Genomic DNA, 13,251 nt, shown 5'->3' with positions numbered 1-13,251 from the left:
AGATTCCTATAAAAATTAGGCTATGAATCTGTTAGCATTCTCTCCTAATAGAAAGACTTCTAAACAATTCTTATCTTGCTTTCCTATTCTTCCTAATTGTCACAGATATACACATCTAACTTAGGAAAGATTTTCCTTCACTTCCTGATTAGAATCTTAAAAACTCTCAGACAATACAATCTCAACGTTGTTAAATTATGTTTGTGAATAAAAATGTATTTCTAAGAAATTGTATTAAAAAATACAACAGGATTTGGAAAAACCTATTGGCTTATGGTCTGAAGACAGCTATACTGGCAACAGTAATGAATGATCAATCCATCTAGTTAGTAGCCCTCTATACTAAGGGTTCTTTCCGTTTTATGGTTTAATAACAGACTCAACTTGTCGTTAGTTGGAATGGTGTATTGCGCTTACAAGGTCTATGAAAAATATTCTGGTTATTATTCATCAACCTACCACCGAAACAGGGCGGGTGGGACAAATTCTAACATCCTATGGTTATAAATTGGATATTCGCCTTCCCAGTCAGGGGGATGCTTTACCCCATCATTTAGAAAAACATGAAGCTGTGATTGTTTTTGGGGGGCCAATGAGTGCCAATGATGAAAATACGTTACCTTATATTCGGACTGAACTGAACTGGATTTCCCTGGTTTTAGAGTCCCAAAAACCCTATTTAGGCATTTGTTTAGGGGCTCAACTATTAGCCAAAGTGTTAGGGGCAAAAGTCTCGTTTCATCCTGAAGAAATTCGAGAAATTGGCTATTTTCCCATTACTCCAACCGTCGAAGGACAAGGTTCTTTTAACGCTCTACAATACGTTTATCAATGGCATCAAGAAGGGTTTGAATTACCGTCTGGCGCAGTCTTATTAGCAACAGGAAACTATTTTCCTAACCAAGCATTTCGTTATGAAAAAACGGCTTATGGTCTGCAATTTCACCCGGAAATGACTGAAGAATTAATGAAACGGTGGATAGAGCGAGGAAGGGAACAATTAACCTTACCCGGAAGCCAATCTCTAACGGAACAACTTCATAAACATCATTTGTATGGAACTCAGGGGGAAAAATGGTTAAAAACCTTTCTTCCGAGTTGGATAAATTCGATTCACCCAGAACAAAACTTGCTGTTAGAACGACGCTCGGCTTAATTTAAAATAAAATTAGATCAGTTATTAGTTATAGCAGTGGTGGCAAAAACTAATACAGCAAACCTAGACTTGTGTTCCTCTTTTCCCTCCTGTTCCCTGTTCACTAATATAATGTAAACACCATTGGTTTTTGCCATTATTTTTAGCTTTATAAAGGGCTTTATCCGCTTCATAAATTAACACTTCAGGAGAAGAGTGTAACTCAGGAATTTGACTAGCAACGCCTAAACTCACTGTAACATATTTCTCGACTAAAGAAGTCTTAAGCTGTTGTGTATTTAAACTGTGATTATAGCATTACCTTTGTTTTTAAGTTTACGTCCCCATTTAATAGATAACTGTCCTTCATTTAAAAGCTGATGTAATAAACACTCTAGCTCATCAACTGATTTAAAGAGTCGATGAGCTATATATTCTTTAGCTGAATGCCAGACTAATTCAATTAAATTATAATCTGGACTATATGCTGGAAGAAATTCTAAATAGACATTCGGCATTTCTGCTTTAATTTTTTCTAGGTACTCTTCTTTTTTGTGAAAACTTGCATTGTCAAGAATAATCAGGATCTTAGCTCCTTTTTCTACAAATTCTTCTGCTTGATTTCCCGCTAATACCCATTCATAAATTAGCTCTTGATAAAAACTTTTTAACACTTGATAAAAATTATCTGCATTTCCTTTATCCAGAAATTCTACAAATCTTTTTTTATCCGAGTACCTCAATCCTCCCATCACATTAACTCTTCCTTTCCTCCTGTCTCCTCTAATCTGTTTCCTCTTCCCTTTTTTACACCAATTCTTTCTTTTTATCACTCTTAAATTAAATCCACTTTCATCCCAAAACCATACCTGTAATTGTTCTGGACTTTCTTTTGCTATTTTCAAATATTCTTCTATTTTATCTTTAAATAATTTTCTTTTTTCTGGATCTCTTTTCTCTTCTAAGCTATACTTTGCCCACAAATAAACATACTTTTTTTCCTTTAATATCTTTCTCACTTGTGAACTACTTAATTTGATTCCTGTGATTTGTTCTAAATAAGTTGCCAATCTTTCTCCTGTCCATCTCCCAAATTCATATCCTAATTCTTCCGGTTCTTTTTCTACTGTTTCTAATAATATCTCTATATATTTGTCTGTGGCTTTTCTATAATTTCCTTTCATTCTTTCATCTTTTAGGCTTTCTAATTTGTCAGGGTCTCCATGTACACACCAATAACATACTTTGTTTAATGAGCAGCCCAAAAACTTGGCAATTTCACTTTGCTTTTTACCATCATTTAGCAATAATAAAATCAAGATTCTTTCTCGGATTTGTCCATTTTCTTCCTCTTTCAATCTTTTCTGTAGTTTCTCTACTTGCTTTTCATTTAAATGATTTTTAGCAGGCATCTTTTGATTGATTTTTCTAAACTTGGTTTTTCATTATACCCTATTTAGATGCTTAACAGCTTATGAGGGATCTGAAGTTGTTGCACTTCCATATTAATTCGAGTTGCTACTTGTGAGGCATCAAATAAGGCGGTGTGGGGTAAAATAACCGCAAATTCTTCTCCACCATAACGCGCCACCACGTCAAAACCATTTCTGACAGCCGTTTTAATCGCTTGAGCTACTTGTTGTAAACAGTCATCTCCTTTTTGATGGCCGTAGGTGTCGTTATAGTTTTTAAAGTAATCAATATCGCATAAAATTAATGCTAAAGTGGTTTCAGTTATTAAATGTTGATTCCATACAGATTTCAGACATTCATTAAACCAATATCGATTTGCTAATTTAGTTAAACTATCTGTAATTGCCATGTGTTTTAATTCTTTATTGACCTCTTGTAACGTAATTTCAATCCGTTGACGTTCTTCAATTTCGGTTTTTAATTGTTGCATAGTCAATTCTAAGCGTCGGCTATTGGCTTCTAATAAACAACTATATTGAATCCCTTGAGAAACTTCTGCTAACATATCAATCACTAAATCCGCTTGCGGAAAATTTTTTAACTCCTCCACTCCTAACCAAGGTAAAGGTTTAATTAAATCGGGACTTTTCCAAATAATTTCAAACTGTTTAGATTCGGTTACTCGACCTATATAACAATGTTTCCATAAATGATGATTAGATTCAATTTTAACCAGTCCTCCCGGTGCTTCAAAGGTTTGATCATAAGCGGCTTTTTTAACGAAATTTGTTTCAAAACTATTGGCTTTTTCTACAGCATTTTTCCAAAGATAAACTTGAAAATAAGCAGCTTCAATGGGGTCAGAAGTAACTCTCTCGGTTCCATATAAAGCTTTAAAATTATTCACAAATTCTTGATTGTGGGGACTATTTAAGCTTTGAAAATAACTCCAACAAGCATAATGACCCACACTCGCTTTACCCATAGTCTGAACCTCTGATTCTGAAACACTCACTGCTACAATTGGCATCTCTGAGGGTGAAATTCCAGCTTCATAATAAGCTTGATAAAAATAAAAATTACTATCCCCATTTAAAGTATTAAAAATGACATCGGGTTTTAAATTTTTGATTTCATCAATAATATCGAAAAATCTTTTATCTCCCAAAGGAAAATAGTGTTCTCCAACAACAGTTCCGCCTTCTTGTTTCAGGAGGGACTTAATTAATTTATGGGCTGTCCGAGGAAATACATAATCTGCACCTAATAAATAAAATCGTTTTCCTAGGTTTTGGAGTACCCAACTCACCGCAGGTTGAATTTGTTGATTTAAACAGGAACCGGTATAAAAAATATTAGGAGAAGATTCTAACCCTTCATATTGAATGGGATACCAAAGTAAAACATTATATTCTTCCATTAAAGGTTTCACTGCTTTTCGAGAAGCCGATGTCCAACAGCCAAATATTGTGCTGACTTGATCGATTTCTAGTAATTTTTTGGCTTTCTTTTCAAACACTAAAATATCAGACGCACCATCTTCAATTACGGGTTCAATTTCATGTCCTAAAATTCCTCCTTGGGCATTAATTTCTGTAATTGCCATTAAGGTTGATTCTACCAAGGGTGTTGCACTCATTGCCATTGTTCCGCTTAAGGAATATAAAATACCAACTTTTATTTTTTTCATAGGTTTTAATATCCTTTAGAATCTCATAGAGTCTGGTGTTACTGAGAATCTGAACATCAATCATTACATCGGTTTAATTTTGACAGAAAGCGGATCAATTTTTAGTTCGTTTGAATACCCTTACTCAGGAGGGAAAAGGTGTTAACGAGTTTCTAGGGTTAACTCATACTCAAAAGGTTGAGAAGAGTTAGACACAACTACAAATTCATAATCACCCGAATCTTGTAAGCGACCTGACCAACGAGTCCTAGGAGAATCTTCTAATAAAGATTGGGATTGTTGTGTTATACCAGGGGTATAAATTGAAAGTAACGTTGAGGGTTTTGGAGACTTGAGATGGACTTGCAAAACTTGATTTTTATTAAAGCGAGCAATATAGGCTTTTCCTTCTCCGGGTTTTAGGGTTTCTTTTAACTTTTTTCGAGTTTTTTGCGAGGCAAATTCCACTCGTTCCCAATTTAATCCCGCTTGTAATTGATGAACAACATCATCGGTAAAAGCTTGCCAAACTTGTCCTATGGGCAACCCTAATAAATTTGCTGTTCTTGATTGTTCAGGAAATAAATAGAAAAATTTGGCATCTGCTAAATCATACAAGGATTGATGACTTAACTGTAATTGATTAACCGTTGCTTTCCAGTGATCAAGATCATCCAAGCTATAGGTTCCTAATTTCAGCCGAGATTCCTCACTTAATTGTCCGAGACGTTGCAAGAATTCATCGGCAATTTGATGCCATCGTTGTCGCCAAATGGCATCGGAGGAACTATCTGTCAAGGTTCTTCCTTGTTGTTCAGGATAGCGAGTATAAAATTCTTCATTTACTAAATCAACAAAAAAGTTAAAATTAATCCCTAATAAACGTCTTTCATCCCTTAAGGCTTCTTGTCGTTCTTGTTCTGTCCCCGGAATTTGATGTAAATCTGCATAATGGTTTAACCAATAGCGTCCTCCTAACCACCCGAACCCTCCCAGGATTAAAATTGAAATAAACATTAATAAAGGCATTTTAAGACTCGCAGATATTCTTCCTGGAGTTGGAGAAACTGGGGAAGATAAACTTTGGTTTTGGGTTAAGGAAACTGTTCCCTGAGTCAGGGGAGTCGAGGGTTTTGGAAAAGACTGAGTTAGGGGAGAATTTAGGGTTGAAAGTGCTGTTAGAACATCCTGAGCCGATGGAAAGCGATCGCTTTGATGATAAGCTAACATTTTCTCTAAAATAGCCCCAAATTCTGGACTTAAATTTGTGTATTTTTTCCAATTCCAAATTAACGTTTGGGGATCAATTAATTGTTGAGGTTCCTTTCCCGTTAATAACACCAATATTGTAGCGGCTAACCCATATAAATCACTGTGGGGATAAACTTTTCCTAAACGCATTTGTTCATCGGGAGCATACCCAACTTTTCCTAAGCGAGTGGGGGTCGGATTTTGACCTTGTTGTGCAGCTAATTCTGATTCAACTTTAGCTTGAATTAATTTAACACCCCCGAAATCAATTAATATGGGTAAACCGTCTAATTGACGTTGAATAATATTGTCGGGGGAAATATCTCGATGAATCACACCATAGCTGTGAATATAATCTAAAACGGGTAACAGTTGGAGTAAAAATTGAATCATTTCTGCTTCAGTAAAGGGCAAGCATTGGCGTAAGCGTTGATTCAATAAACTCCGATAATTCAATCCTTCAACATAATCTTGGACTAAAAATAAATAGCCTTTATTATCAATGGTTTCTCGAAATAACTCTCGAAACTGAGGAATTTGAGGATGTTTTAATTTATAAAGAATTTCTGCTTCCCGTTCAAATAATTCCTGAGATTTTTTTAAGGCAAAACTTCCTTGTACCTGGGGGGCAAATTCTTTTAAAACGCAAAGTTCATCAAACCGATGTTGGTCTTGTGCTAAATAGGTGCGTCCAAAACCTCCATGTCCTAACTCACGGACAATGGTGTAATGGTTTCTCAGAACAATACCGGGGTAAATTAATTGACTCATTCGGTGTTAGGGTAAAAAAGGAATGCTGAACGGTTCAAATCTGTCTAAATTGAGAGTAGCAATTTATTAGGACTGTAACATGGGTCAACTCAGAGACGAACAACGCCAACGGGCAATTTCAGCGTTAAACGGCTTTTTATCTACACCCTTATCTGATTTAATTCAACCCTCGCCAGATAGAGGGGTTACTTCTGTTTTACAATTATTTCAACAGGTTGTCACAACTGTTCCCGCCTATCAACGATTTTTAGCAGAATATTATCAGTCTATTCCTAACATTAAAACCCTTGAAGATTTCCAAACTCTTCCTTTAATTACTAAAGAAAATTATTTACGCCAATATTCATTATCCCAATTGTGCCGTAACGGACAATTAGAAACCTGTGATTTAATTGCTGTTTCTTCTGGTTCCACTGGAAACCCGACATTTTGGCCCCGGTTTATTAGTGATGAATTGCAAATTGCCACTCGGTTTGAACAGATTTTTTATGATAGTTTTCAAGGGGATCAATGTCGGACTTTAGCAGTTATTTGTTTTACCTTGGGAACCTGGGTTGGCGGACTGTATACAACGGCTTGTTGTCGTCATTTAGCCACAAAAGGCTATCCCATTACGGTTATTACCCCTGGAAACCAAAAAACCGAAATTTTTCGAGTGATTCGAGAATTAGGGGAACAGTTTGAGCAGGTGGTTTTATTAGGCTATCCTCCGTTTATTAAAGATGTTATTGATACGGGAATTGCTGAAGGCATAGAATGGCAAAAGTATCACGTTAAATTGGTTTTTGCAGGAGAGGTTTTTAGTGAAGAATGGCGCAGTTTATTGGGGGAACGAGTTGGCTCAACACAACCCTATTATGATTCAGCAAGCTTATATGGAACAGCAGATGCAGGCGTTTTAGGAAATGAAACCCCGTTAAGTATTTGTATTCGTCGGTTTTTAGCAGAACATCCAGACATTGCTAAACAATTATTTGGAGAATCTCGATTACCGACTTTAGTGCAATATGACCCCAAAAGTCGATTTTTTGAAGTCCAAAAGCAGGAAGATTCGACAACGGGAACCTTATTATTTTCAGGAGATAATGGCATTCCTTTAATCCGTTATCATATTGCGGATCAAGGTGGAATTATTCAATTTCAGGAGATGTTAGACTTTTTAAAACAATATAATTTTGACCCTATTTCAGAATTACAGAAATTAGGAAATCGAGGTATTCATCAATTACCGTTTGTATTTGTGTTTGGGCGATCGCAATTTGTAATATCCTATTTTGGTGCAAATATTTATCCTGAAAATGTTACTGTAGGGTTAGAACAACCTTTAATAAAAGAGTGGGTAACGGGTAAATTTGTCATGTCTGTGATAGAAGATTCTGATCAAAATCGATTTCTATCAGTGGTGGTAGAATTAGCTCCCGGTGTTGAAGAAACAGAGGATAAAAAAGAAGCGATCGCCACTTCTATTTTAACTCAATTAAAGCGCCTCAATAGCGAATTTGCTAATTATGTACCCCCTGAATATCAAACCCCTCAAATTACCCTCAAATTAACCGGAGATCCTGAATATTTTCCCCTAGGAGTAAAACATCGTTACACCCGGAAACAGTAGGACAGGGGAATAGGGGTTTGAGAGCCTACTTTTAGACCCATATCCCGCCCCCTACCCGTTAACCATCAAGGTCAACCCCTGACTGTTTCCAAATAACTCCAGAAGGTATTTTGTAATAACATCGCAACGGTCATGGGGCCAATACCGCCGGGAACTGGGGTAATATATTGGGCGATGGGTTGAACACTATTAAAATCCACATCCCCGACCAGGCGAGATTTACCGTTAGCATCGGTTATTTTATTAATCCCAACATCGATAACAATAGCACCCGGTTTCACAAAATTCGCCGTGATCATTTGCGGACGTCCAACGGCTCCCACTACAATATCAGCATCACGGGTAACTTTTGCTAAATCTTTCGTTTTTGAATGGGCAATTGTTACGGTACAATCTGCTTCTAAGAGCATCAACGCCATCGGTTTTCCCACTAAAATACTACGACCCAAAACAACGGCGTGTTTGCCTTTTAACTCAATATTATACTCTTCAAATAGTCGCATAACTCCGGCGGGAGTACAACTTCTTAACCCCTTTTCCCCCCTAGCTAACCGTCCTAAATTTTCTGGGTGTAAACCATCAGCATCTTTTTGGGGATCAATTTCATACAATAACCCAACAGCATCTAAATGGGGAGGTAAAGGTAACTGCACTAAAATTCCATCGACCTGTTGATTTTGATTCAAGGTATGAATCGTTTGGGTAAGTTCTTCTTGAGTAGTTTCTGCGGGAAAATGTTGACCAAAGGAAGCAATACCGACCTTAGCACAAGCTTGTTCTTTATTGCGAACATACACCGCACTGGCTGGGTTATCTCCCACCATAATTACCGCCAAACCGGGAGGACGCCCTACTTTCGCTTCCCACGTTTGGACTTGTTCTTGAAGTTCAGCTTGGATTTTTTTCGCTGTAGATTTACCGTCTAATAGATTATCCATAATTCGTTGTCTCGTCGTTCACTCTATTGCAATCGTCTCTATTTTTAGCAGTTAAGCTAGGATTGGAGATAATTTTACCTATAAATTTAATCTTTTTCTCACGAAAGGTTATAGGCTTGAGAAAAGAATTTTATTTGAGATTCCAGACTCTATGACCCTTGCATTTCCAGTGAAGTTCACCCCAAGGTTGCCCCTGAGTATTGTATTACTATTTGTGACCGGATTAGTCGGTTGTGGGAGTATTACTCCTTCGGAAACTTGGATTAATTTGAACACTGCTAAAATTGATCAACTTCAACAAAGGCAGAAAATCGGTGCTAAAGTTTATCTACGAGGTAAAGTGGAAAGCCATGCACCATTTTTAGGTGCAGGTGCTTATCAACTCCAAGATAATACAGGTTCTATTTGGGTATTCACAACTCAACCCTTACCCCCCCTTAACCAAGACTTATTAATTCAGGGTAAAGTCGAATATAAAAGTATTTTACTTAAAGATATGAAAGGCAAAGATATTGGAGAAGTTTATCTTAAAGAAATTAAACGAGAATAACTGATAACTGATAACTGATAACTGATAACTGATAACTGATAACTGATAATTATGATTCAAGTTTCTTTGGCAATTCTTTATCGAGAAGGAAAGTTTTTATTTCAATTGCGAGATAATATTCCTGGAATTATTCATCCGGGGGTTTGGGGATTATTTGGCGGACATTTGGAAGGGGAAGAAACGCCAGAATTGTGCTTGAAACGAGAATTAATTGAAGAAATTGGTTATCAAGTTTCTGATTTAGTTCTGTTTAAAGAGTATGGTGATTCTCTGGTTAATCGTTTTGTTTTTTATGCTCCTTTAACGGTTGATTTAAGTCAATTAGTCTTAAATGAAGGATGGGATATGGGTTTGTTAACCACCGAGAATATTAAAGCTGGAGAATGTTATTCTCACAAAGCAGGAATGGTGAGGTTAATTGGAACTCCTCATCAAAGGATTTTGTTAGATTTTATCACTCAGAAGTTAATTTAACCTACAATCGGAACACTGCCATCATTGGGTAAAATAGAACGAGGATTAATAGATTCGCCATTAGGTTGACGGACTTCAAAATGCAGATGAATGGAATAGCCTCCGCCATCAATTTCTAATCCTTCATAACCAAACCCTGAACCTCCTCGCACCCCTATCCATTGACCTTTGGTAATATTTTGACCCACTTTAACCCGAATCGATTGTAAATGAAAATAAACGTGTTCCCAACCATCGGAACGTTTAATATAAATTGCCCGACCTTCTGCACCACTGCAATCATTTTTAATATAATCCACAATACCATCACTGGCAGCATAACATTCATCAGGTGTATATCCGCCAATATCAACTCCTGCATGAAGTCTGCCTCTAGCATAACCAAATTCTGCCACTGAACCCATACTGGTTCCTGTCATCGGCCATATCCACTCGGAATTAGAAGTAGCAAAGGAAGCCGAAGAAACTGAACGAGAGGTGGTTAATTCTTCATCATTTTCTAAAAGTTTAACTTGATGAGAAAGAACAAACCAAGTGGTCATATTTTTGGGTTTTGGAGATAAGAAATTAACCTTTAAATGGTTTTCTTCTGCTTCAGAATAACTTTCGATTTCAAAGATTGTATCACAATGAACCCCTATTTTTTCGTTATAAGAGATAGCTTCAGCAGTAACGGGATGAAGTTTAAAAACCGTATGTTCTATAATTTGTAATTTCATGGTAAATTATTCCCTATGAGTTTGTTTTTATAAATTGCCTTAAAGCGGGAATTAAATATTGCGTTAAGGTATAGGCATCAACCCCTAATTCCGTGCGTTCTTTTGCTGCTAAAATTCCAGCTTGAGAATGCCACCAAACTGCACTATTAACAATTGATTCTACAGGTTTTTCCGCTAAAATAATAGGGGGTAACAGCCCTCCTAATAATCCCGTTAAAACGTCACCGCTTCCCCCTCGACCTAAAGCCGGGGTACTATCAGGATTAATCCAAACTTGATTTGGGGTAGCAATACAGGTTCTTGCCCCTTTTAAGACAATAATGGTTTGGGTTAATTCAGCAGCTTGTTTCGCTAAATTAATTTTATTTTTTTCTAATTCTATTAATTCAGGGAACAAACGTTTAAATTCTCCTAAATGGGGGGTTATAATCGTGGTAGATTGACGAGAAGATAGGGTAAAAAAGGGATTGAGTTTAGATAAAATATTAAGAGCATCTGCATCTAAAATAATCGGACAATTTGCTGTTAAAATCGTTTCAACAATAAGGTGAGCTTCTGGGGTTAATCCAGGGCCACAGGCAATAGTTTGATACCGCCTTAAATCGATATCTTCTGGAAGTTTGAGAATGGCTCCATTTTCCGTTTCAGGACAACCGATAATTAAGGCTTCGGGTAATGTCGAACTGAGTAAGGATTTAATCGAATTCGGAACAGCAATGGATAACATTCCAATCCCGCTTGCTCTGGCTCCCAGTCCGGCTAAAATAGCGGCTCCGGTATATTGTTTTGAACCTGCTATGATTAATAAATGACCATTTTTATATTTATGGGAATTGGCAGAACGGGGGAGGGGTAAAGTCTGAATTGCTGTTGAGGAAGTGATACGATTTAAAAAGGAAGATTTCCCTAAAATTTCTTGAATATCTGTTAAGGGAATATCAAAATCAATCAGTTCTGCTATTCCAATATAATCTAATCCGACCTCTTGTAAAAAGGCTTGTTTCCATAAACCCAAACAGAGAGTTAAATCAGCGCGAATTGCGGTTCCTAATATTTCTCCCGTATCGGTATGAATTCCCGATGGTAAATCAATACTAATAACCCATTTATTCCCAGTGTTAATGGTATCAATAGCGTTAGCAAGTTCTCCAGCGATAGGTCGTTCTAAACCAAATCCAAATAAGCCATCGATTAAAACATCACAGGTTTGTAATTCTTCAATATTAGAAGAAACTGGAATTCCTAAACTAACGGCATAGTTAGCATGAGCCTCGGTTAATTCTTTTCGTTTAGAAAAAGGGCTATAAATAATAATAGGATACCCTAGAAAATATAATTCTCTAGCGACAACTAACCCATCACCACCGTTATGTCCTGGCCCTACTAATATCCCGATTTTATTTGAGGAGGTTATTGAGTTTTCCGATAAAAACTTCTGTAAGCGTTGGGTAATTTTAAGAGCCACTTTTTCCATTAACGCAGCCACAGGCATTCCCGCAGAAAAAATCCGATTTTCAATAGTTCGCATTTGTTCTGCGGTAACAACAATTTGTTGAATTTTTTCGGATCTTATTTCAGAATTCATAAAATCATAAACTATGTAATATCACCCTATTATAATATCGTAGGGGCTTGTGCCCCTTCCCGCCCAAAATTATCTCCCAAAATAAATCGTAGCACGAGGTAATCCTGAACTTTTGAGGTAATTTTCCCATTGTTGTGCTAACTGTTGATTAGCAAAGGGGCCAACAGCAACGAAAGGATTAGAAGCGGCTTGTTGCATCTGAACACTTTGAGAAGGAACTCCCAACGCCACAATATTTTGAGCCATAGCAACCAGTTGATTCCGTTGACTAGGAATTAAAATAAAATAACCGTTGGTATTGCCTAAACCCAAATTAAAATTAGGCTGAGTTGGTACAACATTGGGAACAGTCGGAATACTCGCTAAAAACGCTTGTAATTGCGCTGTACTATTAATAATAGTCGAAGAAATTCCAGCTAAAGCCAAATTTTGTTGGAGTTGATTGGCATTCGACAAATTAACAAAACTTCCCGCTTGAATCACAGATTGCCCTTGATAAGTTAAAGTTCTGGCATTCGGAGAAAGTCGGCGCACAGCACTTAAAGAAGTAGTTGTTGGACTCACAAAAACTTGATATAATCCCAAGTCTGTTGTCACGGGAACTTGACCGGGAGGAATAGAAGTGGTAATCACTTTTACATCTGTTTGGTCTAGGGGAATAATCATCGGATTTACCGTTACCGGATTATTAAAATCTTCTCCGGTTTTAAAGTTAATAATATTTCCTTGAACGCCTTGTTGTTTTAAGGTTTCAATCAGTTGTTGAGCTTCACTTTGATTAAAATAAATTCCCAGATCAATAATACTGCGATTATTATAGCGTTGCATTATGGCTCCGGGTTGAACTTGTTGCACCACTTCTAATAATAAAGGGCTATCTCCATTGACATAAACCCCATAACGTTGTTCGGCTAAAACGGGGTTGGCTATCCATCCATATCCCCCCAATAGCATTAGGGTAGAAAATAGGGGAATTTTCAATAAAAAATTGATCAACCCATTTGTTTTTTTCTGTATTACAATAGAATAGACTGACATTTTAACGTCCTCCCGGTTTGAGTGAGTTCGATTGATGTTGGCAAGTTAGTGAATCCAGAGTAATCAGAACTGACAGATCAGTCAACATTAAAATTA

The 13,251-nt window shown here is 36.9% G+C and carries 11 protein-coding genes and 1 pseudogene; 4 read left to right on the top strand and 8 right to left on the bottom strand.

All coding sequences use genetic code 11. The features are described 5' to 3' along the window. Window positions 1-424 precede the first annotated feature (424 nt). The gene (locus NMK36_RS00500) at window positions 425-1,156 is read left to right on the top strand and encodes a glutamine amidotransferase-related protein (protein ID WP_072718869.1); all 732 of its coding nucleotides are present in this window, start codon (window positions 425-427) and stop codon (window positions 1,154-1,156) included. 63 nt (window positions 1,157-1,219) lie between these two features. Here the strand turns inward: NMK36_RS00500 and NMK36_RS00495 are convergent. From NMK36_RS00495 to NMK36_RS00480, 4 genes and pseudogenes are all read right to left on the bottom strand, one after another. Further along, window positions 1,220-1,420: pseudogene (locus NMK36_RS00495) on the bottom strand (diguanylate cyclase domain-containing protein); the annotation flags it as partial. A 14-nt stretch (window positions 1,421-1,434) separates the two neighbouring features. After that, complete coding sequence (locus NMK36_RS00490) at window positions 1,435-2,547, bottom strand: IS630 family transposase (protein WP_254172743.1); 1,113 nt, start codon at window positions 2,545-2,547, stop codon at window positions 1,435-1,437. A 44-nt stretch (window positions 2,548-2,591) separates the two neighbouring features. After that, window positions 2,592-4,238: a transporter substrate-binding protein gene (locus tag NMK36_RS00485; protein ID WP_254172742.1), complete on the bottom strand. Its 1,647-nt coding sequence runs from the start codon at window positions 4,236-4,238 to the stop codon at window positions 2,592-2,594. 141 nt (window positions 4,239-4,379) lie between these two features. Continuing rightward, window positions 4,380-6,239, bottom strand: a complete 1,860-nt coding sequence (locus tag NMK36_RS00480) for a serine/threonine-protein kinase (protein WP_072718867.1) — start codon at window positions 6,237-6,239, stop codon at window positions 4,380-4,382. A gap of 79 nt (window positions 6,240-6,318) precedes the next feature. Between NMK36_RS00480 and NMK36_RS00475 the strand changes: the two genes are divergently transcribed. Beyond that, the gene (locus NMK36_RS00475; protein ID WP_254172741.1) at window positions 6,319-7,851 is read left to right on the top strand and encodes a phenylacetate--CoA ligase family protein; all 1,533 of its coding nucleotides are present in this window, start codon (window positions 6,319-6,321) and stop codon (window positions 7,849-7,851) included. Between the two features lie 71 nt (window positions 7,852-7,922). Here the strand turns inward: NMK36_RS00475 and folD are convergent, their stop codons facing one another. Further along, window positions 7,923-8,789, bottom strand: coding sequence for a bifunctional methylenetetrahydrofolate dehydrogenase/methenyltetrahydrofolate cyclohydrolase FolD (gene folD, locus NMK36_RS00470; RefSeq protein WP_254172740.1), 867 nt, complete (start codon window positions 8,787-8,789; stop codon window positions 7,923-7,925). Between the two features lie 151 nt (window positions 8,790-8,940). On the opposite strand from folD, the gene NMK36_RS00465 reads away from it, so the two are divergent. Both NMK36_RS00465 and NMK36_RS00460 read left to right on the top strand, forming a co-directional pair. Further along, window positions 8,941-9,339, top strand: coding sequence for a hypothetical protein (locus NMK36_RS00465; RefSeq protein ID WP_072718865.1), 399 nt, complete (start codon window positions 8,941-8,943; stop codon window positions 9,337-9,339). Between the two features lie 51 nt (window positions 9,340-9,390). Beyond that, on the top strand, window positions 9,391-9,813 hold the full coding sequence (locus NMK36_RS00460) for an NUDIX hydrolase (RefSeq protein WP_072718864.1): 423 nt from the start codon (window positions 9,391-9,393) through the stop codon (window positions 9,811-9,813). Here NMK36_RS00460 and NMK36_RS00455 read toward each other — a convergent pair. The 3 genes from NMK36_RS00455 to NMK36_RS00445 all read right to left on the bottom strand — a co-directional run bounded on the left by NMK36_RS00455 (window position 9,810) and on the right by NMK36_RS00445 (window position 13,155). After that, window positions 9,810-10,532 carry a M23 family metallopeptidase gene (locus NMK36_RS00455; RefSeq protein ID WP_254172739.1) on the bottom strand — a complete coding sequence of 241 codons (723 nt, stop codon included), beginning with the start codon at window positions 10,530-10,532 and terminating at the stop codon, window positions 9,810-9,812. The two genes, NMK36_RS00460 and NMK36_RS00455, sit on opposite strands and share 4 nt — an antisense overlap. 13 nt (window positions 10,533-10,545) lie before the next feature. Further along, window positions 10,546-12,117, bottom strand: coding sequence for an NAD(P)H-hydrate dehydratase (locus tag NMK36_RS00450; protein ID WP_254172738.1), 1,572 nt, complete (start codon window positions 12,115-12,117; stop codon window positions 10,546-10,548). 69 nt (window positions 12,118-12,186) lie between these two features. Next, window positions 12,187-13,155, bottom strand: a complete 969-nt coding sequence (locus NMK36_RS00445; RefSeq protein WP_254172737.1) for an SPOR domain-containing protein — start codon at window positions 13,153-13,155, stop codon at window positions 12,187-12,189. Window positions 13,156-13,251: the final 96 nt, after the last annotated feature.

Origin of the sequence: Planktothrix pseudagardhii (assembly GCF_904830925.1) — a bacterium.
In the GTDB taxonomy this organism is placed as follows: Bacteria; Cyanobacteriota; Cyanobacteriia; order Cyanobacteriales; family Microcoleaceae; genus Planktothrix; species Planktothrix tepida.
Note: the sequence above shows the minus strand (reverse complement) of the source record. Positions and strands in the feature narration are given on the sequence as shown.

What these genes read in the sequence shown, in the direction of transcription:
- NMK36_RS00445 (WP_254172737.1), bottom strand. Translation starts at nt 13,155, where the DNA reads ATGTCAGTCTATTCTATTGTAATACAGAAAAAAACAAATGGGTTGATC.
- NMK36_RS00460 (WP_072718864.1), top strand. Translation starts at nt 9,391, where the DNA reads ATGATTCAAGTTTCTTTGGCAATTCTTTATCGAGAAGGAAAGTTTTTA.
- NMK36_RS00455 (WP_254172739.1), bottom strand. Translation starts at nt 10,532, where the DNA reads ATGAAATTACAAATTATAGAACATACGGTTTTTAAACTTCATCCCGTT.
- NMK36_RS00500 (WP_072718869.1), top strand. Translation starts at nt 425, where the DNA reads ATGAAAAATATTCTGGTTATTATTCATCAACCTACCACCGAAACAGGG.
- NMK36_RS00475 (WP_254172741.1), top strand. Translation starts at nt 6,319, where the DNA reads ATGGGTCAACTCAGAGACGAACAACGCCAACGGGCAATTTCAGCGTTA.
- NMK36_RS00465 (WP_072718865.1), top strand. Translation starts at nt 8,941, where the DNA reads ATGACCCTTGCATTTCCAGTGAAGTTCACCCCAAGGTTGCCCCTGAGT.
- NMK36_RS00490 (WP_254172743.1), bottom strand. Translation starts at nt 2,547, where the DNA reads ATGCCTGCTAAAAATCATTTAAATGAAAAGCAAGTAGAGAAACTACAG.
- folD (WP_254172740.1), bottom strand. Translation starts at nt 8,789, where the DNA reads ATGGATAATCTATTAGACGGTAAATCTACAGCGAAAAAAATCCAAGCT.
- NMK36_RS00480 (WP_072718867.1), bottom strand. Translation starts at nt 6,239, where the DNA reads ATGAGTCAATTAATTTACCCCGGTATTGTTCTGAGAAACCATTACACC.
- NMK36_RS00485 (WP_254172742.1), bottom strand. Translation starts at nt 4,238, where the DNA reads ATGAAAAAAATAAAAGTTGGTATTTTATATTCCTTAAGCGGAACAATG.
- NMK36_RS00450 (WP_254172738.1), bottom strand. Translation starts at nt 12,117, where the DNA reads ATGAATTCTGAAATAAGATCCGAAAAAATTCAACAAATTGTTGTTACC.